Source organism: Magnetospirillum sp. UT-4 (genome assembly GCF_902729435.1).
In the GTDB taxonomy this organism is placed as follows: domain Bacteria; phylum Pseudomonadota; class Alphaproteobacteria; order Rhodospirillales; family Magnetospirillaceae; genus Magnetospirillum.
This window is the reverse complement of record NZ_CACVCG010000046.1, coordinates 153,369-176,443: the sequence shown is the minus strand read 5'-3', so window position 1 is coordinate 176,443 and position 23,075 is coordinate 153,369. Positions and strand designations below refer to the sequence as shown.

The window sequence follows — 23,075 nt, the reverse complement described above, 5'->3', positions numbered from 1 at the left end:
AGGAAGGTGAGCCGGAATGACCGACCATATCCCCGCCCGCGAGAAGCCCTGGCTGTTCCGGACCTATTCCGGCCACAGCTCGGCGGCGGAGAGCAACCGGCTGTTCCGCACCAACCTGGCCAAGGGCCAGACCGGCCTGTCCATCGCCTTCGACCTGCCGACGCAGACGGGCTACGATTCCGATCATGTGTTGGCGAAGGGCGAGGTCGGCAAGGTCGGCGTGCCGGTCTGCCACCTCGGCGACATGATGACCCTGTTCGAGGGCATCCCGCTCGAGAAGATGAACACCTCGATGACCATCAACGCGCCGGCCCCGTGGCTGCTCGCCCTCTACATCGCCGCCGCCGAGCGGCAGGGGGCGGCGCGGTCCAGCCTGAACGGCACCACCCAGAACGACATCATCAAGGAGTATCTGTCGCGCGGCACCTACATCTTCGCGCCGCAGCCCAGCCTGAAGCTGACCGGCGACGTCATCGCCTTCACCTACCGCGAGGTTCCCAAGTGGAACCCCATGAACGTCTGCTCGTACCATCTGCAGGAGGCCGGGGCGACGCCCGAGCAGGAGCTGGCCTATGCCCTGGCCACGGCGGTGGCGGTGCTCGACACCGTCAAGCCGATGGTGCCCGAGGCCGATTTCCCCCAGGTGGTCGGGCGCATCAGCTTCTTCGTCAATGCCGGCATCCGCTTCGTCACCGAATTGTGCAAGATGCGGGCCTTCACCACTCTGTGGGACGAGATCTGCCGCGACCGCTACGGCATCACCGACGAGAAGCTGCGCCGCTTCCGCTACGGCGTGCAGGTCAACTCGCTGGGCCTGACCGAGCCGCAGCCCGAGAACAACGTCTACCGCATCCTGCTGGAGATGCTGTCGGTGGTGCTGTCCAAGGATGCCCGCGCCCGCGCGGTGCAGTTGCCGGCCTGGAACGAGGCGCTGGGCCTGCCGCGCCCGTGGGACCAGCAATGGTCGCTGCGGCTGCAGCAGATCGTCGCCTACGAGACCGACCTGCTGGAATACGGCGACATCTTCAACGGCTCGGTGGAGATCGCCGCCAAGGTCGAGGCGCTGATGGCCGACGCCCGCGACGAACTGGGCCGCATCGGCGAGATGGGCGGCGCGGTGGCGGCGGTGGAAACCAGCTACATGAAGCAGAAGCTGGTGGAATCCAACGCCCGGCGCATCGCCGGCATCGAATCGGGCGAGCAGGTGGTGGTCGGCGTCAACAAGTGGACCGAGACCGAGCCCAGCCCGCTGACCACCGGTGACGGCTCCATCCTCACCGTCGACGCCTCGGCCGAACGCGAGCAGATCGAGCGGCTGGCCGCCTTTCGCGCGTCGCGCGACGCCAAGGCGGTGGCGGCGGCGCTGGCCGGCCTCAGGGCCGCCGCCACCGAAGGGCGCAACGTGATGGAACCCTCCATCGCCGCCGCCCATGCCGGGGTGACCACCGGCGAATGGGCCGCCACCCTGCGCGAGGTGTTCGGCGAATACCGCGCCCCCACCGGCGTCGCCCGCGCTGCCGCCCAGTCCAAGGGCGAGAAGATCGCCGCGGTGCGCGCCGAGGTGGACGCGGTGTCGGCCCGGCTGGGCCGCCGGGTCAAGATGCTGGTGGGCAAACCCGGCCTGGACGGCCATTCCAACGGCGCCGAGCAGATCGCCGTCAGGGCCCGCGACGCCGGCATGGAGGTGGTCTACGAGGGCATCCGGCTGACCCCCGCCCAGATCGTCAACGCGGCGCTGGAGGAAGGGGTGCACGTGGTCGGCCTGTCGATCCTGTCGGGCAGCCACGTGCCGCTGGTCACCGAGGTGCTGGAGCGCATGCGCCAGGCCGGCCTGGCCGACATCCCGGTGGTGGCCGGCGGCATCATCCCGCCCGAGGACGCCCGCATGCTGCAGGCCGCCGGCTGCGCCCGCATCTACACGCCGAAGGATTACGACATCACCGCCATCATGGGCGACATCGTCGCCCTGGTCGGCGACCGGGCGGCCGCCGCCTGAACCGGAAACCGCCGCCGCGGGCAACGCCCCGCGAGCGGCGGCGCGGTGAGGGGGCGTCGGGGAAAGTGGCTGCCCCCTCACCGTACTGTCCTGGTTGCCTTTTGTTGCCCATCGGCGCGAAAATGGTCCGGTGCTCCAGAACGGAGGCGGACATGACGACCAGAATCGGTGCGGCGCCGGCGGGGCCGGGCGCCTTGGCGAAAATCCCCATGACCGAACGCACCGCCCAGGCGGCGGCGGTGGCGAAGCGGCTGGACGAGGCTCCGCGCGGGCCGCTCCAGCTGGCGGTGGACCTTGCCCGCGGACGCAAGGCGCTGGCCCGCCAATCCCTCGACGCCCTGAAGCGCCAGATCGCGGCGCTGGCGCTGGTCAGCATGCTCGACCCCAAAGCGGCGGCGCGGCAGATCCGCGACCTGGCGCGGCGGGTCGCAGGCGCGGCGCGGGACTGGTGCGACGCCGGCCCCGATCCGCTGCCGGCCGATCCCGCCAAGGACGCGACATCGCCCGAAGTGGCGGCCCGGCCGGCGGGCGAAGTGGTGGCGGCCCGGCCGCTGGGCGAGGTGGTGGCGGCCCGGCCGCCGGGCGAGGCCATGCGCGACGTCGCCCTGGCCCGGTACCAGCGCAACCAGGCCGCCATCGCCGACCGCTCCGGCCTCGACGACGCGTCCGAGCTTTACGCGCAGCTGAAGCGGCTGATGGACTTCGCCCTGCGTCTGGCCCGCCAGAAGGACGCCCAGGACCGCGAGCTGGACGACATCGCCGGCGATTTTGCCAGGTCCGGCGACGATATCGGCGAGGCGTCGCGCGGCTGGGAGTCTCCGGCGGAAGCGCCGGTGCCGATGCCGGAGACGGTGCGGGTGGTGGTGTAGTCCCATTTTTTCGTCGCCCTGCCTGCTGCCTCACATATTTTTACAGGATATTTCAACGCGTTGCTCGCATAGCCGGGCTTGGTCCGGCCACCCACGGGGTGCCGCTTTCCAAAGACCTGCGCCAGCGCCTGATTGCCGCCGTGGAGGATGGGCAATCCTGCCGCTCGGCAGCGAAGCGTTTCGGGGTGGCCGCCTCGACGGCGATCAAATGGGTGAGCCGCTGGCGCCGGGACGGACTTGCCGATCCCAAACCTCTCGGCGGCGACCGCCACTCGCACCGTATGGCGCCTGTTGGAACGCCACGGCATGACCTTCAATAGGAACAGCACACGCCGCCGAGCAGCAGCGGCCTGACTGCGAAAGCTCATCGTCTTGGCAAACGCCCTGCTCAAGGCAGGGCGTCCATGGATGCCAAAAACCGCTTGATCAACACGGATACTCTAACCGGATATCCGTGGGTCAAGCCCGGGCATGACGGAAAGGAGGTCGAACGACCGGAGCCGGATAGCCTTGGATCATGTCCACGGCTGTCCGGTTTAATTTTCGGATTGCCTTCTGGAGCCCTTGGTGACGGCTGCGTCCAGGGTGACGCTGGCCGAAGTAGACAGGATTACCCTCGCCCGCTTGCGGGAGAGGGAGGGGCCCGTCGCGACAGCGACGGGAGGGAGAGGGTGCGCGCCGCGAGGTGCGCTTCGCGACAGCGAAAGCGCTGGTTTCTCCAGGTCTTGGGCGCGCCGACGCGCGCCGCCCTCACCCCGGCTCGCTGGCGCTCGCCCCCCTCTCCCGCAAGCGGGCGAGGGGGCAATTGCCAGCCGAAAATTAAACCGGATAGCCTTGGATCATGTCCGGCCATGACGACAGGGCAATGGAAAGGCGGGGAAGGTTTGTGAAACCCCTAGCCAACCGGGGGGACGGGGAAAGAGGACCTATCCCTCGCCCTCGTCGAACAGGGCGGCCAGCTGGGCCAGCATGGTGCCGCCCAGGTCCTCGGCATCCATGATGGTGACGGCGCGGTGGTAGTAGCGGGTGACGTCGTGGCCGATGCCGATGGCGATCAGCTCGACGTCCGAGCGCTGCTCGATGAAGCCGATGACGTCGCGCAGGTGTTTTTCCAGGAAGTTGCCGGGATTGACCGACAAGGTGGAATCGTCCACCGGCGCGCCGTCCGAGATGACCATCAGGATGCGCCGCTGCTCGGGCCGGGCCAGCAGGCGGTCGTGCGCCCACATCAGCGCCTCGCCGTCGATGTTCTCCTTGAGGATGCCTTCGCGCAGCATGAGGCCGATGTTGCGCCGGGCCCGGCGCCACGGCGCGTCGGCGGACTTGTAGACGATGTGCCGCAGATCGTTGAGGCGGCCGGGATTGGCCGGCTTGCCCTCGGCCTGCCAGGCCTCGCGCGCGCTGCCGCCCTTCCACGCCCGGGTGGTGAAGCCCAGCACCTCGACCTTGACGCCGCAGCGCTCCAGGGTGCGGGCCAGGATCTCGGCGCTGAGGGCCGCCACGGTGATGGGGCGGCCGCGCATGGAGCCGGAATTGTCGATCAGCAAGCTGACCACGGTGTCGCGGAAGTCGGTTTCCTTCTCCGCCTTGAACGACAGCGAATGGGTGGGGTTGGCGATGATGCGGGCGAGCCGCCCGGTATCCAGGATGCCTTCCTCGAGGTCGAAATCCCACGACCGGGTCTGCTGCGCCATCAATTTGCGCTGCAGCCGGTTGGCCAGGCGGGCCACCACCCCCTGCAGGTGGGCCATCTGGCTGTCGAGCTGGGCGCGCAGCCGGGCCAGCTCGTCGGCCTCGCACAGATCCTCGGCCGCCACCACCTGGTCGAAGCGGGTGGTGAAGGCGCGGTAGGGCTTGTCGCCGACGGCATCGCCCTTGGGCGCGAACATCGGGCGCTGGCGGCTGGGGCCGCCCGGCTCCTCGGTGCCGGCGCCGGCCACCACCGTCTCGCCGGCGCTTTCCAGCCCCTCCTGCTCACCGTCGCCCTCGGCCGAGCCTGGGGCGGCCTGGGGCTGGCCTTCGCTTTTCGCCCCGTCGCCCTGGCGATCCTTCTCCTCGTCGCGGCCGCCCTGGGCCTCGCCCTCGCGGGCTTCCTGGCCCTCCTCCTGCTCGGTCTTCTCCTGGTCCTCGAGCTCGTTGTCCGAGAACAGGTCGAGCGCCCCCAGCAGGTCCTTCAGCGCCCCCGAGAAGGCGTCCTCGTCGCCGATCAGCCCGCCCAGGCGGTCGAGGGAGCCGCCCACCTTCTCCTCCACATAGGGCCGCCACAGCTCGACCGCGATGCGGGCCGAGGGCGGCGGTTCCTGGCCGGTGAAGTGCTGGCGGGCGATCAGCCGCATGGCCTCGGCCAGCGGCACGTCCTCGCGCTTGGCCGCGCGGTCCAGGCCCTCGGCGCGGCTGCGGCTTTCCAGCACGGCGGCGATGTTGGCGGCGACGCCGGCCATGCGGCGCGCCCCCAGCGCCTCGATGCGGGCCTGCTCGACCGCCTCGTAGACCCGGCGGGCCTCGGGCCCCGGCGGCATGCGCCGGGCGTGCAGGGCGTCGTCGTGGTAGCGGAACCGGAGCGCCACGGCGTCCGAGGTGCCGCGCAGCCGCACCAGATCGGCCTCGGTCACCTGCCGCGGCGGCACCGGCAGCCGCACCTCGGCGCCGCGCACCGAGGCGCCGCCGGCGACGTAGCCGACCTCCAGGTCGGCGCGGCCGGCGATGGCCCGCAGGGTGGCGGTGGTGCAGCGGCGCAGCAGATCGGCCGGCGTCTCGTCGCGGCCGCCGGCGGGCGGCGCGGACGAGGACGGGGCGTTGCGCTCGGCGGCCAAGGGCGGGCTCCTACATGGCCACGCGGGCGGGCGTCTCGGGCAGCTCGACGCCGAAGCAGCGCTGGTAGTACTCGGCGATCACCGGCCGCTCCACCTCGTCGCACTTGTTGAGGAAGGTGAGGCGGAAGGCGAAGGCGACGTCGCCGAAGATCTTGGCGTTCTCGGCCCAGGTGATGACCGTGCGCGGGCTCATGACGGTGGAGATGTCGCCGTTCATGAAGCCCTGGCGCGACAGGTCGGCCAGCGACACCATGCGGCCCACCGTCTCGCGGCCCTTGTCGTCGGCCCAGCCCGGCAGCTTGGCCACCACGATGCCGACCTCGGCGTCGTGCTCCAGGTAGTTCAGGGTGGCGACGATGTTCCAGCGGTCCATCTGGCCCTGGTTGATCTGCTGGGTGCCGTGATAGAGGCCGGTGGTGTCGCCCAGGCCCACCGTGTTGGCGGTGGAGAACAGGCGGAAGGCGGGGTGGGGACGGATCACCCGGTTCTGGTCGAGCAGGGTGAGCTTGCCCTCGACCTCCAGCACCCGCTGGATGACGAACATCACGTCGGGGCGGCCGGCATCGTATTCGTCGAACACCAGGGCGCAGGGATGCTGCAGCGCCCAGGGCAGGATGCCCTCGCGGAACTCGGTGACCTGCTTGCCGTCCTTCAGCACGATGGCGTCCTTGCCGATCAGGTCGATGCGGCTGACGTGGCTGTCCAGGTTGATGCGGATGCAGGGCCAGTTGAGGCGGGCCGCCACCTGCTCGATATGGGTGGACTTGCCGGTGCCGTGATAGCCCTGGACCATCACCCGGCGGTTGAAGGCGAAGCCGGCCAGGATGGCCAGGGTGGTGTCGCGGTCGAAGCGGTAGGCGGGGTCCAGCTCTGGCACGTGCTCGGAGCCGACGCTGAAGGCGGGCACCTTGAGGTCGGCGTCGATGCCGAAGGCCTCGCGCACCGACACTTCGGTGTCGGGCATGGCGAGCGGGTGGTCCGAGGCGAGCGGGCTGGCGGAAGTCGCGGTCATGATGGTCGAGGTCCCAGTGGATGGCCTGATGCGGGCTCAGGCGGTGAGGCTGTTGAGCAGGATGGTATAGGCCCGGCTGATGTCTTTGAAGCGTTCCTCGGCGTCCTTGTCGCCGTTGTTGGCGTCCGGGTGGTGCTGCTTGACCAACTGCTTGTAGCGGGCCTTCAGCGCCTTCACGGTCACCGGCGGTACCAGCTCCAGCACCGTCATGGCCTCCTCCTCCGGGGTCGGCGGACGGGTTTTGGCCTTGGCCATCTCCTCGGCCTCCTCGGCGAACACGCCCAGGGGATCGTGGATGGAGAACGAGAAGCGGCGGTTGCCGGTCTTGCTCCCCAGCGGCCAGGTCGGGCGCTGCCAGGTGGTGGAGGTGCGGATCTCGTCCTCGATCTGCTCGGGGGTCATGCCCTTGTAGTAGTCCCAGGCCGAATTGTAGGCCCGCACGTGGTCGAGGCAGAACCAGTAGTATTCGTTCAGGTTGTCGCGCGAGCGCGGCGCCCGGTACTCGCCCTCGTGGGTACAGCCGGGGTGGTCGCAGGCGCGCGTCGCAGCGGAGGGCTCGGCGGGAGCATAGGCGACGCGCCAGGATCGCTTGGTGCCGGAGGCCTTCATCCCGGCATAATGAGGGCTGGAGGTTGCGCTGGCAAGGTTCGCGCTGGCAAGGTTTGCGGGACCTTGACGGCGGCCTTCGGCCATACCACTTCGGGGGAACGCCATGGGTCCGTTCCACGAGGAGGGAGAATGAAGGTTCGTGCCAGCATCGAGCGCAAACTGACCGAGGGGCTGGCTCCGTCGCGTCTCGCCGTCACCGACGATTCCGCCCGTCACGCCGGCCATGCCGGTCATCGCCACGGCAGCCACGACGGCGAAAGCCACTTCTCCATCGAGATCGTGTCGCCGGCCTTCGAAGGCAAGTCCCGCATCGAGCGCCACCGCATGGTCAACACCCTGCTGGCCGAGGAACTGGCCGGCCCGGTCCATGCCCTGGCCCTGGTCACCAAGGCGCCGGGAGAGTAGGTCAGCCGAATTCCTTGGCGGTGGCGATGACGGCCGGCAGTTCCTTCAGCAACAGGGGGACCGATTGCCGCGCCGTCGCGAACAGCATGTGGAGATCCACCCCGGAATAGGCGTGGGCCAGGGTGTTGCGCATGCCGACGATGTCGCGCCAGGGAATGTCCGGATGGCACTCCCGGATGTGATCCGGAATCCGGCGCGCAGCTTCGCCCAGCACCTCCATGGCCTTTGACACAGCCATCTGCGTCTTGACGTCGGCTTCGAACTCGCCGAATTCGATGGCCTAGGTGAATTTGACAGCACGGGTGCCGTATTCGAGCATCTCGTCGAGAAAGTCGAGGACAGTTCGCTTCATATGGCCGTCGCTTCGGCCAGGATGCGTTCGCCGATGCGGGGACGAAGGGCTCTCTTGCTGACAAGGTCCACGGCCAGACCCAGGCTTTCGCTGAGTTCCCGCTGCAGACCCGCGAACTCAATAAGCGTCATCCCCTCGCCCGGCAGCACCAGCACGTCGAGGTCGCTGTCCTCGGTCTGCTCGCCGCGGGCATACGAGCCGAACACCGCCAGCTCGCGGATCGGGTAGCGGCGCTCCAGCTCGGGCTTGATCGCCCGCAATTGGACCAGGATGTCGTCGAGGGTGCGCATGGATGCTGCCTCCTCGGGTGAATATAGCGAGTCCGGCGCTCCGGCGTCAGCCCCCCTCGCGGGCCGGCTCTGCGGGCGGCGTCACCTTCAGCGAGGTCACCTGGTTGCGGTGGCGGCGCAGGATCTCGAAGCGGAAGCCGTGGAAGCGGAACACCTGGCCGACATTGGGGATCTGGCGGCTTTCGTGCAGCACCAGGCCGGCGACGGTGGCGGCCTCGTCGTCGGGCAGGCGCCATTCCAGCTGGCGGTTGAGGTCGCGGATGGTGACCGTGCCGTCGACCACATAGGAGCCGTCGGCCTGGGGATGGACGCCGGCCACCGTCACGTCGTGCTCGTCGGCGATGTCGCCGACGATCTCCTCCAGGATGTCCTCCAGCGTCACCACCCCCATCAGCGCGCCGTATTCGTCCACCACCAGGGCGAAGTGCTCGCGCCGGGCGCGGAAGGCCTGCAGCTGCTCCAGCAGGGTGGTGGAATCGGGGATGAACCAAGGCGGCGAGGCCAGTTCGCCGAGATCGAGGCGGGCCACTTCGCCGCCCAGGGCGCGGACGGCGCGCAGCACGTCCTTGGCATGGATCACCCCGACGATGTTGTCGGGCTGGTCGCGCCACAGCGGGATGCGGGTGTAGGGGGTCTTCAGGATCTGGTCGACCGCCTCGTCCGGGGGCAGGCCGGCATCCACGGTGACGGTCTTGCGCCGGTGGGTCATCACCGCGCCCACCTCGACGTCGCCCAGCTCGAGGATCGAGCGCAGCATGCGCCGCTCCTCCCTGACCTCGTCCTGCGAGGTATGGACCTCGATGGCGCCCCGCAGCTCCATCATGGCGGTCTCGATGGAGGCCTCGGTGGCGAACTTGGCGCCGAACAGGCGGAAGATCACCCGGGTCACCACCTCGATGCCGCGCACCACCGGCGACAGCAGGCCGACCACCGCCGCCACCGGCGGCGCCACGAACAGGGCGACGCGGTTGGCGTGGTAGATGGCGTAGGTCTTGGGCAGCACCTCGCCGAACAGCACCACGATCACCGTCATGCCGGCGGTGGCATAGGCGATGCCGGCCTCGCCGAACATGGTCATCATGGCGCTGGTGGCCAGCGACGAGGCCAGGATGTTGACCAGATTGTTGCCCAGCAGGATGGCGCCGATCAGTCGGTCGCGGGCGCCGATCAGGCGGTTGACCAGGCGGGCGCCGCGGCTGCCCTCGGCCTCGAGCTGGTGCATGTAGGGCCGCGACACCGCGGTCAGCGCCGTCTCGGAGCCAGAGAAGAAGGCCGACATCAGCAGCAGGGCGAAGATGACGGCGAGGGAAAAGGCGATGTCGTCCATGGGTCAGCCCGTGAAATCCAGCAGCATCGCCCGCAGCGCCTCGGCCGGCACCTCGCGGGTCAGGAAGCTGGCGCCGATTCCCCTGGCCAGCACGAAGGTGACCGTGCCGTCCTTGACCTTCTTGTCACCGGCCATGTGGTGCAGCAGCCGGTCGGCATCCCAGCGCCGCTGGCCGGGCAGGCGGACCGGCAGGCCGACCGCCTCCAGATGGCGGGCCAGCCGCTCGACGTCGGCCTGGGGGGCGAGGCCGAGGCGCGCCGACAGGGTCATGGCCATCACCATGCCGATGGCCACCGCCTCGCCGTGCAGCACTTCGTCGGAGAACCCGACCTCGGCCTCGAGGGCATGGCCGAAGGTGTGGCCCAGGTTGAGCAGGGCGCGCACTCCGCCTTCGCGCTCGTCGGCGGCGACGATGCGGGCCTTGGCCCGGCACGAGACGGCGACGGCATGGCGGCGCGCCGCCTCGTCTCCGTCGATCACCCGCGTCCCCTCGGCCTCCAGCCAGGCGAAGAAGCCCTCGTCGTCGATGACGCCGTACTTCACCACCTCGCCGTACCCGGCCAGCACCTCGCGCCGGGGCAGGGTGGCCAGCGCGCCGGTATCGGCCAGCACCAGGCGGGGCTGGTGGAAGGCGCCGACCAGGTTCTTGCCGTGACGGGTGTTGATGCCGGTCTTGCCGCCCACCGAGCTGTCGACCTGGGCCAGCAGGGTGGTCGGCACCTGCACGAAGTCGATGCCGCGCTGCAGGATGGCGGCGGCGAAGCCGGCCAGGTCGCCGATCACCCCGCCGCCCAGGGCGACCAGCGTGGTCGAACGCTCGCAGCGGGCGTCCAGCAGGGCCTCGATCAGGGCTTCCAGGTGGGCGAAGCTCTTGGTGTGCTCGCCGTGCGGCAGGATGGTGTGGCCGTGGGTGATGCCGGCGGCATCCAGCGATGCCAGCAGGCGGTCGAGATACAGCGGCGCCACGGTGTCGTCGGTGACCACGAAGGCGCGAGAGCCCCGCATCACCGGGCGCATCAGGGTGCCGGCGCGGTCGACCAGGCCCGTGCCGATGTGGATGTCGTAGCTGCGCTCGCCGAGGTCGAGGGTGAGCGTATCGGTGGTCATCGGTGGTGCTCCGCGAAATCGGCCAGGGCATCGTACACCTTGCCGACGGTGACGTCGGCCGGCTCGTCGGTGGTGTCGATGACGATGTCGGCCTCGGCGTAGACGGGATAGCGCGCCGCCATCAGGCGGGCCAGGATCTCGCGCGGGTCGCCCTGCTTCAGCAGCGGCCGGTGGTCGCGCCCGGCGGTGCGCTTGACCAGCAGGTCGAGCTCGGCGCGCAGCCACACGGTGACGGCGCCGGCGCGGATGCGGGCCCGCGTCTCGGGGTCGCAGAAGGCGCCGCCGCCGGTGGCCAGGACGCAAAGCGGCCCCTCCATCAGGCGGGCGATCACCTTGCGCTCGCCGTCGCGGAAGGCGGGCTCGCCGAAGCGGGTGAAATAATCGGCGATGGTGCAGCCGGCGGCGGCCTCGAACTCGGCATCGGAATCGAGGAAGGGAACCCCCAGCCGGGCCGCCAGCCGGCGGCCGACGCAGGACTTGCCGGCCCCCATCAATCCGATCAGGACGATGGGGCGGGGCGGGCGGACGGGCTCGCCTTCCGGCAGAGGACTAGTCATCGCCGGTGGTGCGCCGTTGATCGGCCGGGGCGAGGCCGATACACTGCCCCAAAGTCGCCATGGTCGGACCCTAGCCTTGGTGACGCGCCCAGACGGGCGCTTCTGCCGCTTTTATCCGCCCGGCACCGGGCGTGTCCAGAACGTCCTCAAGCAAGGTTCATCCCAACCCATGAGCAAGATCGCCGGAATCCTGGTCGTCCTGCTGCTCGCCGTCGTGGTCGGCGGCGGTGCCTTCCTCGCAACGTTCGATCTGCCGCCGCCCCTGGCGACGGTCGAGAAGGTGATCCCCGATGACCGTCTGCCGCGCTAGAGTTTCCGCCCTTTTCCTGTCCGCCCTCCTGCTGTCCGGCGCTTCCGCGGCGGCGCAGGGAACCGGGCAGGTGCTGCCGCCGGTCACCCCCTTCGACCCCGAGACCATGGAACGCATGGACCCGCCGGCGTCGTCGGTGGCCGGCCCCATCGCGGTGGACGCGCTGAAGCCGCCGAACCCCGAGGCGGCGGGCGTGCTCGATTCCTCCCAGGGCGGCTTCCCCGCCACTCTGTGGGCCGGTACGCCGGCGCCGGTCGCCCGCGCCCTGCTGCCGCTGCTGCCCGGCGCCGGAGCCTCGGCCACGGTGCGCGGCCTCGAACGCCGCCTGCTGCTCACCGCCGCGCCGCCGCCCGAGGGGGCGCGCGAGACCGATACGCCCAGCCTGGTCGGCTTGCGCGCCGAGCGGCTGATGGCCATGGGCGATTCCGAGAATGCCACCAAGCTGGCCAAGGCGGTGCCGGCTTCCGCCACCGGGCCGCTGCTGGCCAGGCTCAAGGCCGAGGCGGCGCTGGTCGCCGGCGACGTCGCCGGCGCCTGTGCCGATGCCGCCCGCACCGCCGGGCCGGCCGTCGAGTCCGACAGCCTGAAGCTGTCGGTGTTCTGCCATTTCAGCGCCGGCAACATGCTGCAGGGCAATCTCGGCCTCGATCTGCTGCGCGAGCGCAAGGACCCCGACCAGGCCTTCATCGCCGCCGCCGAGGTCATGGCCGGGCTGCCGCCGGTGCCGGCCGACAAGATCCAGCTGAGCATGGCCACGCCGCTGCACATGGCCGCCTTCTCCGCCGCCCGCATGGCGCTGCCGCCGCAATCGCTGGCGGCGGCGCCGGTGGCGGTGGCGCAGAGGCTGGCGGTGCAGGCCGGCGCCCCGCCCGAGCTGCGCCTGGCCGCCGCCGAGCGGGCCGAGGCGGCCGGCGTGCTGCCCATCGACAGCTTGCGCAAGCTGTATCTGGACATGGTGTTCGCGCCGGACGAGATGGCCACCCCGCTGACCAAGGCCGACGGCGCCGGGGTGCGGGCGCGGGCGCTGCTGTTCCGTGCCGCCACCGACCAGCCCGATCCGGCGCTGAAGGCGAAATTCGCCGCCAAGGCGGTGGAACTGGCGGCGGCCAAGGGCGAAGTCGCCGCCGCCGCCCGCGTGTTCGAGGCCATCCTGTGGACCATCAAGCCCGACCCGGCCCTGGCCGCTCCGGCTCCGGCGCTGGCGCGGGCGATGTATGCCCTCGACCGGCCCGAGGCGGCGGCCAAGTGGCTCGACATGGCCCGCGCCGACCCGGCCGCCAAGGCCGCCGACGCGCTGTGGCCGCTGTCGGCGGTGGCCGCCGCGATGCCCGGCCAGCCGGCCGGCACCCAGGGCTTCGCCGCCTGGCGCGCCACCCTGGCCGGCCTGCCGCCCGAAATCGCGGCGCGGCGCACCGGGGTGGTGCTGGGCGTGCTCGCCGGGCTGGGGGCCAAGGTGCCCGAGGCCGCCTGGCTCGACACCTTGGCACTGCCCACCGGCGGACCGAAGCCGGGCCTGTTCGCCATGCTGCAGGCGGCGGCCCTTGACGCCCGGCTGGGCGGCACCGTGCTGGCGGCGCTGGCGGCCATCGGCGACACGCCGCTGGACCGCCTCGACGTGCTGACCCTGTCCGAGGCGGTCAGCGCCCTGGCGGTGGTCGGCCTGGGCGACGAGGCGCGCCGGCTGGCGGTCGAGGCCCTGCTGGCCAACGGGGTCTGATCCCCCATGGCCGGCCCCGGCGGACGTGAGCGACTGTTCGCCGAAGGCGTCGCCCACGCCAAGGCCGGCCGCCACGACCGCGCCCTGGCGCTGTTCGAGAAGGTGCGCCGGCAGCGCCCCGATGCGGCGGTGCTGAACGCCATCGCCATCACCCTCAAGGCCATGGGCGATCCGGCCGGGGCGCGGGCCGCCTATGACCGCGCGCTGGCGCTGGCGCCGACCAATCCCGACCTGCTCTACAACCTGGCCAAGCTGGAGATGGACAACCGGCGCCCCGCCGCCGCCGCCGCCCTGCTGCGCCGGGCGCTGGCCATCCGCGCCCATCCCTCGTACTTCCGCAATCTGGGCGTCTGCTGCCTCGACCTGGAGGAGAGCCGCGCCGCGGTGGACGCCTTCGCCGCCGCCGCCCGCCTGACCCCGAAGGACCCGGTGCCATGGTCCTATGTGGGGGCGGCGTGGCAGCAGGTGGGCGACCTCAAGCAGGCCGAGAAGGCCCATGCCAAGGCCCTGGCGCTGCAGCCCGACAATCCCGAGATCCTCAACAATCTGGGCTCGACCCGGCTGCTGCAGCGCCGCCTGGACGAGGCCGAGGCTGCCTTCCGCCGCGCCATCGCGGTGTGGCCCGATTATGCCGAGGCCCATTACGGCCTGGCCTGGACGCTGCTGCACCAGCGCCACTTCACCGAAGGCTGGGCCGAGTGGGAATGGCGCCTGAAGCGCCGCCGCTTCGCGGAGCCGCCGGCCACCGCGCCGCTGTGGGACGGCACCCCGTTCAAGGGCACCCTGCTGGTCCACCGCGAGATCGGCTTCGGCGATTCCATCAATTTCGCCCGCTTCCTGCCGCGCGCCGCCGAACGCTGCGACAAGGTGGTGTTCGCCTGCCAGCCTCCGCTGGTCGAGCTGCTGGCCGCCAGCCTGCCCGGCATCGAGGTGGTGCGCGACGACCGCAAGCTGCCCGCCGCCGACCGCTTCGCCTATGTCATGTCGCTGCCCGGGTTCTTCGTCGGCTGCGACGACCACATGGTTGCCGCCCCCTATCTGGCGCCGCCGCCGGGCCGCTTCACCCGGGTCGAAGGCGGCGGGCCGCGCATCGGCCTGTGCTGGTCCTCGACCCGCAAAGGCCTTGACCCCCATCGCTTCCTGCCCGCCGCCATGTTCGCCGAGGCGGTGGTCGAGGGCATCGACGGGGCGCGGTTCTTCAGCCTGCAGAAGGGCCTGAGCGAGGAGGAGAAGGCGCCGGTGACGCGCCTGGCCATGGACCTGGAACCGCATCTGGCCGATTTCGCCGACACCGCCGCCGCCATCGCCGCCCTGGACCTGGTGGTGACGGTGGATACCGCGGTGGCCCATCTGGCCGGGGCGCTGGGGGTGCCCAGCCTGATGATGCTGCACCACGGCGCCGACTGGCGCTGGTTCGATGGCGACACCTGCCCGTGGTACGCGCAGGCCCGCCTGTTCCGCCAGCCCGCCCCCGGCGACTGGCCGCCGCTGCTGCGCCAGGTCAGGACGGCGCTGCAGGGATGGCTGAAAAACTCCCCTCCCCTTGATGGGGAGGGGTGGAGTCGCAAACCCCGGCGCCGACGCGGTTCCCCCCCCACCCCGACCCTCCCCCACGAGGGGGGAGGGGGTGATGAGGAAACGACCCTCCCCCACGCGGGGGGAGGGGGAAATACGAAATGATTTCCCGCCCCATCGACACCTTCCTGGAAATGATGAGCGTCGAACGCGGCGCCGCCGCCAACACCCTCGACGCCTATCGCCGCGACCTGGACGACCTGGCGGAATTCCTGGCCCGGCGCGGGCGCACGGCGCTGGATGCCGAGGCCGCGGATCTGTCGGCCTATCTCAAGTCCCTGGCCGATGTCGGCATGGCGACGCGGACCCAGGCGCGGCGGCTGTCGGCCTTTCGCCAGTTCTACCGTTTCGCCTTCGCCGAGGGCTGGCGCGGCGACGATCCCACCTCGAAGCTGGATTCGCCGCGCAAGGGCCGGCCGCTGCCCAAGGTGCTGGACGAGGCCGAGGTCGACGCGCTGCTGGAGGCCGCCCGCGCCCTCGCCACCCCGTACGGCGAGATGATGACGGCGCTGCTGGAGCTGCTGTACGCCACCGGCCTCAGGGTGTCGGAACTGGTCGGCCTGCCCTTCGCCGCATTGGCCCGCGACCCCGACGTGCTGGTGGTGCGCGGCAAGGGCGACAAGGAGCGCATGGTGCCGCTGTCCGACCCCGCCCGCACCGCCATCGCCGCGTGGAAGCCGGTGCGGGCGGCGCTGCTGGGCAAGGCCGGCTCGCGCTGGCTGTTTCCCGGCAGCGGCCGGAGCGGGCATCTCAGCCGCTCGCACTTCGCCCGCCGCCTGCTGCGCGTCGGCATGACGGCCGGCATCGATCCGCGCCGGCTGTCGCCCCACGTGCTGCGCCACGCCTTCGCCACCCACATGCTGGCCCACGGCGCCGATCTGCGGGTGGTGCAGGAATTGCTGGGCCACGCCGACATCGCCACCACCGAGATCTATACCCACGTCCTCGACGAGCCCAAGACGCGGCTGGTGCAGCAGCATCACCCGCTGGCCGGGCTGGGGCGCAAGACCACCTGATCTGGCCGCTTGGCCGAAATCAAGTCGCGCGCCGCCGCCGGGTGATATCAGGGCGGCCATGCGCGCCCTCGCCACCCTGCTGGTCACCCTGCTGCTCGCCGCCTGCTACGAGGTGGACGGGCCGGTGGTGGAGCGCGGCCGGCGGGTCGAGGGCGTCGCCGACGGCAGCTACCGCCGCGCCGACGGCCAGGTGGTGACCCTGGCCTGGGACCAAACCGCCGGGCTGTACCGGCTGGGCGAGGGCGGCACGGTGCGGGTCGAGACACTGGCCGGCGGCCTGCTGCTGGCCGATTACGCCGCCGGGCGCCACATCGCCCTGCTGGCGGCGGTGCAGGGCGACGCGGTGGTGTTCTACATGCCGGGCAAGGACGGCGCGGCGCGGCTGGCCAAGGCCCACGGGGTGGCGCTGCGCCCCGGCCCGGTGGACCGCCTGGGCGGCAGCCCGGACGCGGTGCGCGCCTTCCTGCGGGCGGCGGCCGCCACCTCGGACCTGGTCGAAAGCGGCAGGCTGGAGCGGGTAACCCGGTAACCCCCTACCAGTGCCGATCGACGACGATTCCGGCGAACAGCACCAGCAGGTAGGGGATCGAGGCGGCGAAGTTCCAGCCCGCCAGCTTGCGCCCGGGCCGCAGCGCCAGCGCCAGGTTGAGCCCGAGCAGCAGCAGGCCGGCCGCCCCGGCGGCGATGGCATAGGCGGGGCCGGCCACGCCCAGCAGCCACGGCGCCAGCGACGAGGCCACCAGCAGGACCGAGTTGAACAGGATGGCCCAGGCGGTGCGCCCGATGCCGGCCACCACCGGCAGCATCGGCACCCGCGCGGCGCGGTAGTCGTCGGCCAGCAGGATGGCCAGCGACCAGAAATGGCTGGGCGTCCACAGGAACAGGGTCACCGCCAGCAGCGCCGGCAGCAGCCAGCGGGTCGGCTCGACCGCCGCCGCGCCGGCCAGCACGGCGAAGCTGCCGGCGGCGCCGCCGACCACGATGTTGAGCCAGGTGCGCCGCTTCAGCCACACCGTGTAGACGATGCCGTAGACGAAGGCGCCGAGGAACAGGTGCAACGCCACCACCCAGTTGAAGGCCAGCACCGCCACCGTCATGGCGGTGGCCATCAGCAGCCCGGCCAGGCCCAGCGCGTCGGCGGGCCGGACCAGGCCGGTGGCCAGCGGGCGGGCGCGGGTGCGGCTCATCAGGCGGTCGATGTCGCGGTCGCAGACGTGGTTGAACAGCGCCGCGGCGCCAGAGCCCAGCAGCATGGCCAGGGCCAGCAGCAGCGCCGGCGCCGTCCGCAGTTCGTCGGCGACGGCGGCGTAGCCGGTCACCGCGGTGGCGGCGATCATGATGCCGATGCGCAGCTTCACCAGTTCCGAAACCTGGCGGAAGGTCAAAGGCGGCTCCTATGGCACGAGGTGGTAGAGCATGGCGTAGACCGCCAGCCCCGAGACGCCGACATACAGCCACAGCGGCAGCGTCCAGCGGGCGATGCGGCGGTGGCGCTTGGTCTGGCCGCTCCAGCCCCGCCACAGGGTCACCGCCGCCAGCGGCGCCACCAATGCGGCCAGGACCACATGGCTGACCAGCAGGGTGTAGTAGAACGGCCGCAGCATGCCCTCGCCGCGGAATTGGAAGATGGGCGCCGACAGGTGATAGACCACGTAGACCACCAGGAAGGCCGCCGAGGCGGCGGCAGCCGCCAGCATGAAGCCGCGATGGCGACCCCGCCGGCCGGCGCGGATGGCCGCCAGACCGGCCAGCAGCAGCACCAGGGTCAGGGCGTTGAGGCCGGCGGTCAGGTGCGGCAGGTCCTGGGCGGTCACGGCTCAGTTCCCCAGCATGGCGGCGAAGCGCAGCAGGGCGGCGGCGTAGGCCAGCGCGGCCACCGCCGCCAGCACGGCCAGGGTGGCCAGCAGGCGCCAGCGCGGAGGGCGGCAGGGAGCGGATGCGGGCGGTTCCATCGCCCTGCCATATGGGGGGACGCGGCGGCAGGGAAACCCGGCCTTCCGGCGAGTCGATTTTATGGCCTGACCCAGCCTAGACTCGCTATGCTTCGTTCTTGGAGCGGGCGGACCACTCAAGCGCACCGGGAGGGGCCGCATGAGGACCTTGCACTGGGACCCGTCGATGGCGGTCGGGGTCGACGAGTTCGACCGCGACCACGAACATCTTCTGGGCCTTTACAACGAACTGTTCGCCGTCTGCGGCACCGGGGCGGGAGCGGCCGAGGTCAAGGGCGTCCTCGATCGCCTGCTGTCCTATGCCAACGACCATTTCCGCCGCGAGGAGGAAGCCATGCGCGCCGCCGGCTATCCCGGAACCGGCGCCCACGAGGCGGCCCACGACCAGTTGGTGCTGGGGCTGTCGCGCATGCGCGAGGAGATCGAGCACGGCCGCGCCGCCTGCCCCGGCGCCGACGCGCTGGAGTTCCTGCACGGCTGGATCGTCACCCACACCCTGGAGATGGACAAGGCCTACGGCCCCTTCCTCAACACCAGAGGCAACCGCTAAGTCTCCCATGAAAAACCATGGGTTTCGTCTCCAGGTTTATTTGCCCCCCTCTGGACGCAAGGCCCGGTTACGGGCATACTGACGTCATATTTTCGGAGTCGAGTATGAGTCAGGCAGCCCTCGCACCGGCCGTCGCGCCCCGCGACGCCATCGGCGCAATCCTCGATTCCGAGGCCAAGCTGCGGATTTTGCTGGTCGAGGACGATCCGGGCGACGCCACGCTGATGCGTCTCGCCCTGGCCGAGGAACTGCGCGGCCGCTTCGCCCTGTCGACGGTGGAAAGTCTGGCGGCGGCGCTCGGCATGCTGGCCATCGAGACCTACGACGTGGTGCTGCTCGACCTCAACCTGCCCGACGCCTTCGGCATGACCACGCTGGCGCGCATGCAGGCGGCGGCGCCGACCCTGCCCATCGTGGTGATGACCGGTCTCGACGACCCGGCCTTCGCCGACCACGCCCTTCAGGCCGGCGCCCAGGACTATCTGGTCAAGGGCAACGACGCCGGCGGCACCGTGGTGCGCGCCATCCGCTACGCCATCACCCGCAAGCATGCCGAGGTCGAGCGTCAGGAGCTGTTCGACCGCCTGACCGAGGAACGCAACAAGGTCCAGGCCGAGTTGGACGCCGCCCGGGCCATGCAGTTCGACCTGCTGCCGCGCTGCCCCAAAATGAAGGCGCAGCTGGACTCGGTGGGGCTCAGGGTGGAAAGCCATTTCCAGCCCTCCTCCTCCATCGGCGGCGACCTGTGGGGCCTGCTCAACGCCGGAAGCGGGCGGGTGACGGTGTATTCCTTCGATTTCGCCGGGCACGGCGTCAGCGCCGCCCTCAACGTCTTCCGCCTGCATACCCTGATGGGCCACCACGCCGACCTTGCCGACGACCCCGCCCTGCTGCTGCACAGCCTCAACCAGGCGCTGGTCGAGCTGTTGCCCCGCGGGCAGTTCGCCACCATGTTCGCCGGCTGCATCGACACCGCCGCCGACACCCTGACCTGGTCCGGGGCTGGGGCGCCGCCGCCCTTCCTGGTCACCGAGCATCAGTTGCAGCGGCTGAACACCCGCGGGCTGCCGCTGGGCATGAGCGGCGGGGCGGAATACACCGCCCACGCTTCGCCCTTCCCGGCCGGTGTCGCGCTGTTCCTGTACAGCGACGCCTTCACCGAAGCCCACGACCGCGCCGGCCGGCCGTTCGGCGAGGATCGCCTGGCCGCCCATGTGGGCCTCAGTATGGGGAGGACGGGGGGCGTGGTTCAGGATATATTGGAGCGATTCTTAGATGCCGTGGTGCAGCCGCTGGAAGACGACCTGACTGCGGTTTGGGTCGGTCGTATTGGGGGAGTTGTGGATGGAATTTCGGATCACTGAGGACGGTAAGGGGCGGACCTATTTCCTGATCGGCCGGCTGACTTTTCGCGACAACGAAGCGTTCAGCGGCATCGTCGCTGGAATGGCGGAGGCGAAAGGCGCGATCACGCTGAACCTGGCCGGGCTGGACTATCTGGATTCCTTCGGTGTCGGGCTGATGCTGCTGGCCCGGGACGAGGCCGAGCGGCGCGGGGTGCCCCTCACCTTCGCCAGTCCCGCCCAGCCGGTGCGCGACCTGTTCGAGCACATGGGGCTGCTGACCGAACTGCCGTTCGACCCGCCGCTGGCCAGCGGGGCACCCACCCACGCCGTCACCGCCAGCGCCCCCGACCACCTGTCCATCCGGCCGCTGCCGTCGCCGCAGCACGGCGTCGCCCTCGGCGGCCGCTTCACCGTCAGCGAACAGGCGAAATTCCTGGTGGTCATCAAGTCCATCGCCGAGCTGGCCTCGGGCAGCCGCTTCATCATCGATCTCGCCAACCTGACCTATATGGATTCCGGCGGGCTGTCGCTGATCCTGGTGGCCAATGACGAGGCCCGCCAGGTCGGCGCCACCGTCGAGCTGGTCAACGCCACCGCCCGCGTCAAGGACCTGCTGCGCATCGCCGCCGTCGACCTGGTGATGCCGGTCAGCTGAACCGTCCGCGGCCTCCCTTCTCCGCTTGCGGCGGAAACGGGCTGGACCCTCAGACACCCAGCAGCGACTGCGCCGCGGCGCGGGCCTGGTCGGTGACGGTTTCGCCGGCCAGCATGCGGGCGATCTCCTCGCGCCGTTCCGCCTCGCCCAGCACCGCCACGCTGGTCAGCACCTTGCCGCCGGCATCGCCCTTGGCGACCCGGTAATGGCTGCTGCCGCGGGCGGCCACCTGCGGCGAGTGGGTCACCACCAGCACCTGGACCTGTCCGCCCAGGCGGTCCAGCCGCTCGCCCACCGCCGCCGCCACGGCGCCGCCGATGCCGGAATCGACCTCGTCGAAGACCATGGTGGGGATGGGCGAGGTGCCGGCCAGCACCACCTTCAGCGCCAGCATGAAGCGCGACAGCTCGCCGCCCGAGGCGACCTTGCCCAGCGGCGCCGGCGGCGTGCCGGGATTGGTGGCGACCAGGAACTCGACCCGGTCCAGGCCGTCGGGACCCCAGGCGGTCTCGTCCAGGGCCTCGACCCGGGTGGCGAAGCGGGCGCGGTCCAGTTTCAGCGGCCCCAGTTCGGTCGCCACCGCCGAGTCCAGCCGTCCCGCCGCCTCGCTGCGGCGGGCCGACAGGGAGCGGGCGGCCTCCATATAGGCGGCGCGGGCGGCCTGTTCGGCCTTGGCCAGGCGGGCGAGGTCGTCGCCGCCGCCGTCCAGGGCGGCCAGCCGGCGGCCCAGCTCGTCCTTCAGGCGGGCCAGCCCGTCCACTTCGGTCCCGTGCTTGCGGGCGGCGGCGCGCAAGGCGAACAGGCGCTCCTCGACCCGCTCCAGGTGGCGGGGATCGACGTCGATCTCGGCCGAGGCGCGCTCCAGCAGGGCATTGGCCTCGGCGGCCTCGATGGCGGCGCGCTCGAGGGCGGCGATCACCCCGTCCAGGCGTCCTCCGGCCCGCTCGGCGACCCGCTCCAGCGCCCGCTGGGCACTGCGCAGCGACGCTTCCACCTCGCCGCTGCGGGTCAGGGCGGCGCTGGCCGTGTTCATGGCCTCGATCAGCTTCTCGCCGTGCTGCATCATCGCCCGGCTCTCCGCCAGCTCGGCCTCCTCGCCCAGCCTGGGGGCCAGGCCGGCCAGCTCGTCGAAGGCGTGGCGCAGCTCGTCCTCTTCGGCGCGGGCGCGCTTCAACATGGCCTCGGCCTCGGCCCGCAATGCCGCCGCCGCCCGCCATTCGCGCCACGCGGCGCGGGTGCGGGTCAGCCCGGTCTCGGACCCGGCGAAGGCGTCCAGCACCGGCCGGTGGGTGGTGGCGTCCAGCAGGCCGTGGCTTTCGAACTGGCCGTGAATCTCCACCAGCTCGTCGCCGATGCGGCGCAGCAGGCCGACGCTGACCGGCTGGTCGTTGACATAGGCGCGCGAGCGGCCGTCGGCGGTGACCACCCGGCGCAGCAGCAAGGGATCGCCGCCGACCTCGATGTCCTGCTCGGCGGCGAGGAGTCGGGCGGGATGGCCGGCGGGGGGATCGAACTCGGCGATCACGCTGGCCTGGGCGGCGCCATGGCGGACCAGGGCGGAATCGGCACGCGCCCCCAGCGCCAGCGACAGCGAATCGAGCAGGATGGACTTGCCGGCGCCGGTCTCGCCGGTGAACACCGACAAGCCGGGGGCGAAGGCGAGGTCCAGCTTCTCGATCAGGACGACATCGCGGATCGCCAGCCGTTGCAGCACGCCGCCGCCCTCACCACAGCCAGCCGAACCAGCCCGACGAGCCCTCGGCCTCCTTCTTGGCCTTGACCGCCGACTTGCCGGTATTGACCATGGCGAAGGTGTCCTCGTACCAGTCGCTGCCGGGGAAATTGTGGCCCAGCACGGCAGCGGCCTTTTTCGCCTCCTCGGGCACGCCGATGGCCAGGTAGATCTCGACCATGCGGTGCAGCGCCTCGGGCACGTGGCTGGTGGTCTGGTACTGCTCGACCACCGCCTTGTAGCGGTTCAGCGCCGCCAGCCACTGGCTGCGGGTATGGTAGTAGCGGGCGATGGCCATTTCCTTGCCGGCCAGGTGGTCGCGGGTGAGGTCGACCTTCAGCTTGGCGTCGCGGGCATAGGACGAGGCGGGGAAGCGGTCGACCACCTCCTGCAGCGACTTCAGCGCCATCTCGGTGATCTTCTGGTCGCGGTGGACGTCGGTGATCTGCTCGTAATAGCACAGACCCTTGAGGTAATAGGCGTAGGCGGTGTCCCTGTTGCCGGGATGGAGCTGGATGAAGCGGTCCAGCGCCACCAGCGCGTCGTCGTACTTGTTGCGCTCGTACAGGGCATAGGCGCTCATCAGCTGCGCCTTGGTCGCCCAGACCGAGTAGGGATGCTGTCGCTCCACTTCCTCGAAGGCCTTGGCGGCCTTGTAGTATTCGCTCTTGTCCACGAAGTCCATGGCCTCGTTGTAGAGCTCTTCCACCGGGCGCTCGACATAGTCCTCGGTCTTGTCGGCGCAGGCGGCCAGGACAAGAAGGACGGCCAGCGCGAACGCGCCGCGGCGCGGGAGGCGGGGGGCGGAACGGGAAGGGGTCATGCTGATCCTTGGAACGGACGCGGGTCACGCTTGCGGCTGGACTATAGCACGGGCGGGGACGG

Annotated in this window: 25 protein-coding genes; 12 read left to right on the top strand and 13 right to left on the bottom strand. The window is 70.8% G+C overall.

The window, feature by feature from the left end; genetic code table 11:
* Positions 1-16: 16 nt before the first annotated feature.
* From MTBUT4_RS06765 to MTBUT4_RS19885, 3 genes are all read left to right on the top strand, one after another.
* Complete coding sequence (locus tag MTBUT4_RS06765; protein ID WP_173978906.1) at positions 17-1,996, top strand: protein meaA; 1,980 nt, start codon at positions 17-19, stop codon at positions 1,994-1,996.
* A gap of 152 nt (positions 1,997-2,148) precedes the next feature.
* Positions 2,149-2,865, top strand: coding sequence for a hypothetical protein (locus MTBUT4_RS06760; RefSeq protein ID WP_173978905.1), 717 nt, complete (start codon positions 2,149-2,151; stop codon positions 2,863-2,865).
* Between the two features lie 98 nt (positions 2,866-2,963).
* Complete coding sequence (locus MTBUT4_RS19885) at positions 2,964-3,185, top strand: helix-turn-helix domain-containing protein (RefSeq protein WP_173978904.1); 222 nt, start codon at positions 2,964-2,966, stop codon at positions 3,183-3,185.
* Positions 3,186-3,791: 606 nt separating this feature from the next.
* Here the strand turns inward: MTBUT4_RS19885 and cobT are convergent.
* Genes cobT through MTBUT4_RS06740 form a run of 3 tightly spaced genes read right to left on the bottom strand, consistent with a single transcriptional unit; the run spans position 3,792 to position 7,299 of the window.
* On the bottom strand, positions 3,792-5,678 hold the full coding sequence (gene cobT / locus MTBUT4_RS06750) for a cobaltochelatase subunit CobT (RefSeq protein WP_173978903.1): 1,887 nt from the start codon (positions 5,676-5,678) through the stop codon (positions 3,792-3,794).
* 10 nt (positions 5,679-5,688) lie between these two features.
* Positions 5,689-6,690: a cobaltochelatase subunit CobS gene (gene cobS / locus MTBUT4_RS06745; protein ID WP_173978902.1), complete on the bottom strand. Its 1,002-nt coding sequence runs from the start codon at positions 6,688-6,690 to the stop codon at positions 5,689-5,691.
* Between the two features lie 36 nt (positions 6,691-6,726).
* The gene (locus MTBUT4_RS06740) at positions 6,727-7,299 is read right to left on the bottom strand and encodes a J domain-containing protein (RefSeq protein ID WP_173978901.1); all 573 of its coding nucleotides are present in this window, start codon (positions 7,297-7,299) and stop codon (positions 6,727-6,729) included.
* Between the two features lie 129 nt (positions 7,300-7,428).
* Between MTBUT4_RS06740 and MTBUT4_RS06735 the strand changes: the two genes are divergently transcribed.
* Positions 7,429-7,704, top strand: a complete 276-nt coding sequence (locus tag MTBUT4_RS06735; RefSeq protein ID WP_173978900.1) for a BolA family transcriptional regulator — start codon at positions 7,429-7,431, stop codon at positions 7,702-7,704.
* A 1-nt stretch (position 7,705) separates the two neighbouring features.
* Here MTBUT4_RS06735 and MTBUT4_RS06730 read toward each other — a convergent pair whose 3' ends face one another.
* From MTBUT4_RS06730 to MTBUT4_RS06710, 5 genes are all read right to left on the bottom strand, one after another.
* Entirely contained in the window at positions 7,706-7,981 is a 276-nt protein-coding gene (locus MTBUT4_RS06730; RefSeq protein ID WP_256367227.1) for a DUF86 domain-containing protein, read from the bottom strand.
* Between the two features lie 71 nt (positions 7,982-8,052).
* The gene (locus MTBUT4_RS06725) at positions 8,053-8,346 is read right to left on the bottom strand and encodes a nucleotidyltransferase family protein (protein WP_173978898.1); all 294 of its coding nucleotides are present in this window, start codon (positions 8,344-8,346) and stop codon (positions 8,053-8,055) included.
* Positions 8,347-8,392: 46 nt separating this feature from the next.
* Positions 8,393-9,673, bottom strand: a complete 1,281-nt coding sequence (locus MTBUT4_RS06720) for an HlyC/CorC family transporter (RefSeq protein ID WP_173978897.1) — start codon at positions 9,671-9,673, stop codon at positions 8,393-8,395.
* 3 nt (positions 9,674-9,676) lie between these two features.
* Positions 9,677-10,780 (bottom strand): 3-dehydroquinate synthase, encoded by a 1,104-nt coding sequence (gene aroB / locus MTBUT4_RS06715; protein WP_173978896.1) that lies wholly within the window; start codon positions 10,778-10,780, stop codon positions 9,677-9,679.
* Positions 10,777-11,337, bottom strand: coding sequence for a shikimate kinase (locus MTBUT4_RS06710; RefSeq protein WP_173978895.1), 561 nt, complete (start codon positions 11,335-11,337; stop codon positions 10,777-10,779). The genes aroB and MTBUT4_RS06710 overlap by 4 nt, the downstream gene beginning before the upstream one ends.
* Before the next feature lie 169 nt (positions 11,338-11,506).
* On the opposite strand from MTBUT4_RS06710, the gene MTBUT4_RS06705 reads away from it, so the two are divergent.
* The 5 genes from MTBUT4_RS06705 to MTBUT4_RS06685 are packed head-to-tail and all read left to right on the top strand — an operon-like array spanning position 11,507 to position 16,484.
* Positions 11,507-11,647 (top strand): hypothetical protein, encoded by a 141-nt coding sequence (locus MTBUT4_RS06705; protein ID WP_173978894.1) that lies wholly within the window; start codon positions 11,507-11,509, stop codon positions 11,645-11,647.
* Positions 11,628-13,364, top strand: a complete 1,737-nt coding sequence (locus MTBUT4_RS06700) for an antifreeze protein (protein WP_173978893.1) — start codon at positions 11,628-11,630, stop codon at positions 13,362-13,364. Before MTBUT4_RS06705 ends, MTBUT4_RS06700 begins: the two co-directional genes overlap by 20 nt.
* 6 nt (positions 13,365-13,370) lie before the next feature.
* The gene (locus tag MTBUT4_RS06695; protein WP_173978892.1) at positions 13,371-15,044 is read left to right on the top strand and encodes a tetratricopeptide repeat protein; all 1,674 of its coding nucleotides are present in this window, start codon (positions 13,371-13,373) and stop codon (positions 15,042-15,044) included.
* Positions 15,041-15,955, top strand: coding sequence for a site-specific tyrosine recombinase XerD (locus tag MTBUT4_RS06690; RefSeq protein ID WP_173978891.1), 915 nt, complete (start codon positions 15,041-15,043; stop codon positions 15,953-15,955). The genes MTBUT4_RS06695 and MTBUT4_RS06690 overlap by 4 nt, the downstream gene beginning before the upstream one ends.
* 58 nt (positions 15,956-16,013) lie before the next feature.
* Positions 16,014-16,484, top strand: coding sequence for a hypothetical protein (locus tag MTBUT4_RS06685; protein WP_173978890.1), 471 nt, complete (start codon positions 16,014-16,016; stop codon positions 16,482-16,484).
* 4 nt (positions 16,485-16,488) lie between these two features.
* On the opposite strand, the gene cyoE is transcribed toward MTBUT4_RS06685, so the two are convergent.
* Genes cyoE through MTBUT4_RS19685 form a run of 3 tightly spaced genes read right to left on the bottom strand, consistent with a single transcriptional unit; the run spans position 16,489 to position 17,907 of the window.
* Complete coding sequence (cyoE, locus tag MTBUT4_RS06680; RefSeq protein WP_173978889.1) at positions 16,489-17,340, bottom strand: heme o synthase; 852 nt, start codon at positions 17,338-17,340, stop codon at positions 16,489-16,491.
* Positions 17,341-17,349: 9 nt separating this feature from the next.
* Positions 17,350-17,769 (bottom strand): DUF420 domain-containing protein, encoded by a 420-nt coding sequence (locus MTBUT4_RS06675; RefSeq protein WP_173978888.1) that lies wholly within the window; start codon positions 17,767-17,769, stop codon positions 17,350-17,352.
* Between the two features lie 3 nt (positions 17,770-17,772).
* Positions 17,773-17,907 carry a hypothetical protein gene (locus MTBUT4_RS19685; protein WP_256367225.1) on the bottom strand — a complete coding sequence of 45 codons (135 nt, stop codon included), beginning with the start codon at positions 17,905-17,907 and terminating at the stop codon, positions 17,773-17,775.
* Positions 17,908-18,046: 139 nt separating this feature from the next.
* Between MTBUT4_RS19685 and MTBUT4_RS06670 the strand changes: the two genes are divergently transcribed.
* The 3 genes from MTBUT4_RS06670 (at position 18,047) to MTBUT4_RS06660 (ending at position 20,458) form a co-directional block, all read left to right on the top strand.
* Positions 18,047-18,457, top strand: coding sequence for a bacteriohemerythrin (locus tag MTBUT4_RS06670; RefSeq protein WP_173978887.1), 411 nt, complete (start codon positions 18,047-18,049; stop codon positions 18,455-18,457).
* A 104-nt stretch (positions 18,458-18,561) separates the two neighbouring features.
* On the top strand, positions 18,562-19,821 hold the full coding sequence (locus MTBUT4_RS06665) for a PP2C family protein-serine/threonine phosphatase (RefSeq protein WP_173978886.1): 1,260 nt from the start codon (positions 18,562-18,564) through the stop codon (positions 19,819-19,821).
* A complete protein-coding gene (locus MTBUT4_RS06660) occupies positions 19,802-20,458 on the top strand; it encodes an STAS domain-containing protein (protein ID WP_173978885.1) in 657 nt (218 codons plus the stop codon). The genes MTBUT4_RS06665 and MTBUT4_RS06660 overlap by 20 nt, the downstream gene beginning before the upstream one ends.
* Positions 20,459-20,507: 49 nt before the next feature.
* On the opposite strand, the gene recN is transcribed toward MTBUT4_RS06660, so the two are convergent.
* Together recN and MTBUT4_RS06650 are read right to left on the bottom strand one after the other, a co-directional pair.
* A complete protein-coding gene (recN, locus tag MTBUT4_RS06655) occupies positions 20,508-22,172 on the bottom strand; it encodes a DNA repair protein RecN (protein WP_173978884.1) in 1,665 nt (554 codons plus the stop codon).
* 10 nt (positions 22,173-22,182) lie between these two features.
* Entirely contained in the window at positions 22,183-23,013 is an 831-nt protein-coding gene (locus tag MTBUT4_RS06650; protein WP_173978883.1) for an outer membrane protein assembly factor BamD, read from the bottom strand.
* Between the last annotated feature and the right edge of the window lie 62 nt (positions 23,014-23,075).

What these genes read in the sequence shown, in the direction of transcription:
- MTBUT4_RS06765 (WP_173978906.1), top strand. Translation starts at nt 17, where the DNA reads ATGACCGACCATATCCCCGCCCGCGAGAAGCCCTGGCTGTTCCGGACC.
- MTBUT4_RS06760 (WP_173978905.1), top strand. Translation starts at nt 2,149, where the DNA reads ATGACGACCAGAATCGGTGCGGCGCCGGCGGGGCCGGGCGCCTTGGCG.
- cobS (WP_173978902.1), bottom strand. Translation starts at nt 6,690, where the DNA reads ATGACCGCGACTTCCGCCAGCCCGCTCGCCTCGGACCACCCGCTCGCC.
- MTBUT4_RS06740 (WP_173978901.1), bottom strand. Translation starts at nt 7,299, where the DNA reads ATGAAGGCCTCCGGCACCAAGCGATCCTGGCGCGTCGCCTATGCTCCC.
- MTBUT4_RS06735 (WP_173978900.1), top strand. Translation starts at nt 7,429, where the DNA reads ATGAAGGTTCGTGCCAGCATCGAGCGCAAACTGACCGAGGGGCTGGCT.
- MTBUT4_RS06725 (WP_173978898.1), bottom strand. Translation starts at nt 8,346, where the DNA reads ATGCGCACCCTCGACGACATCCTGGTCCAATTGCGGGCGATCAAGCCC.
- MTBUT4_RS06720 (WP_173978897.1), bottom strand. Translation starts at nt 9,673, where the DNA reads ATGGACGACATCGCCTTTTCCCTCGCCGTCATCTTCGCCCTGCTGCTG.
- aroB (WP_173978896.1), bottom strand. Translation starts at nt 10,780, where the DNA reads ATGACCACCGATACGCTCACCCTCGACCTCGGCGAGCGCAGCTACGAC.
- MTBUT4_RS06710 (WP_173978895.1), bottom strand. Translation starts at nt 11,337, where the DNA reads ATGACTAGTCCTCTGCCGGAAGGCGAGCCCGTCCGCCCGCCCCGCCCC.
- MTBUT4_RS06705 (WP_173978894.1), top strand. Translation starts at nt 11,507, where the DNA reads ATGAGCAAGATCGCCGGAATCCTGGTCGTCCTGCTGCTCGCCGTCGTG.
- MTBUT4_RS06700 (WP_173978893.1), top strand. Translation starts at nt 11,628, where the DNA reads ATGACCGTCTGCCGCGCTAGAGTTTCCGCCCTTTTCCTGTCCGCCCTC.
- MTBUT4_RS06695 (WP_173978892.1), top strand. Translation starts at nt 13,371, where the DNA reads ATGGCCGGCCCCGGCGGACGTGAGCGACTGTTCGCCGAAGGCGTCGCC.
- MTBUT4_RS06690 (WP_173978891.1), top strand. Translation starts at nt 15,041, where the DNA reads ATGATTTCCCGCCCCATCGACACCTTCCTGGAAATGATGAGCGTCGAA.
- MTBUT4_RS06685 (WP_173978890.1), top strand. Translation starts at nt 16,014, where the DNA reads ATGCGCGCCCTCGCCACCCTGCTGGTCACCCTGCTGCTCGCCGCCTGC.
- MTBUT4_RS19685 (WP_256367225.1), bottom strand. Translation starts at nt 17,907, where the DNA reads ATGGAACCGCCCGCATCCGCTCCCTGCCGCCCTCCGCGCTGGCGCCTG.
- MTBUT4_RS06670 (WP_173978887.1), top strand. Translation starts at nt 18,047, where the DNA reads ATGAGGACCTTGCACTGGGACCCGTCGATGGCGGTCGGGGTCGACGAG.
- MTBUT4_RS06665 (WP_173978886.1), top strand. Translation starts at nt 18,562, where the DNA reads ATGAGTCAGGCAGCCCTCGCACCGGCCGTCGCGCCCCGCGACGCCATC.
- MTBUT4_RS06660 (WP_173978885.1), top strand. Translation starts at nt 19,802, where the DNA reads ATGGAATTTCGGATCACTGAGGACGGTAAGGGGCGGACCTATTTCCTG.
- MTBUT4_RS06650 (WP_173978883.1), bottom strand. Translation starts at nt 23,013, where the DNA reads ATGACCCCTTCCCGTTCCGCCCCCCGCCTCCCGCGCCGCGGCGCGTTC.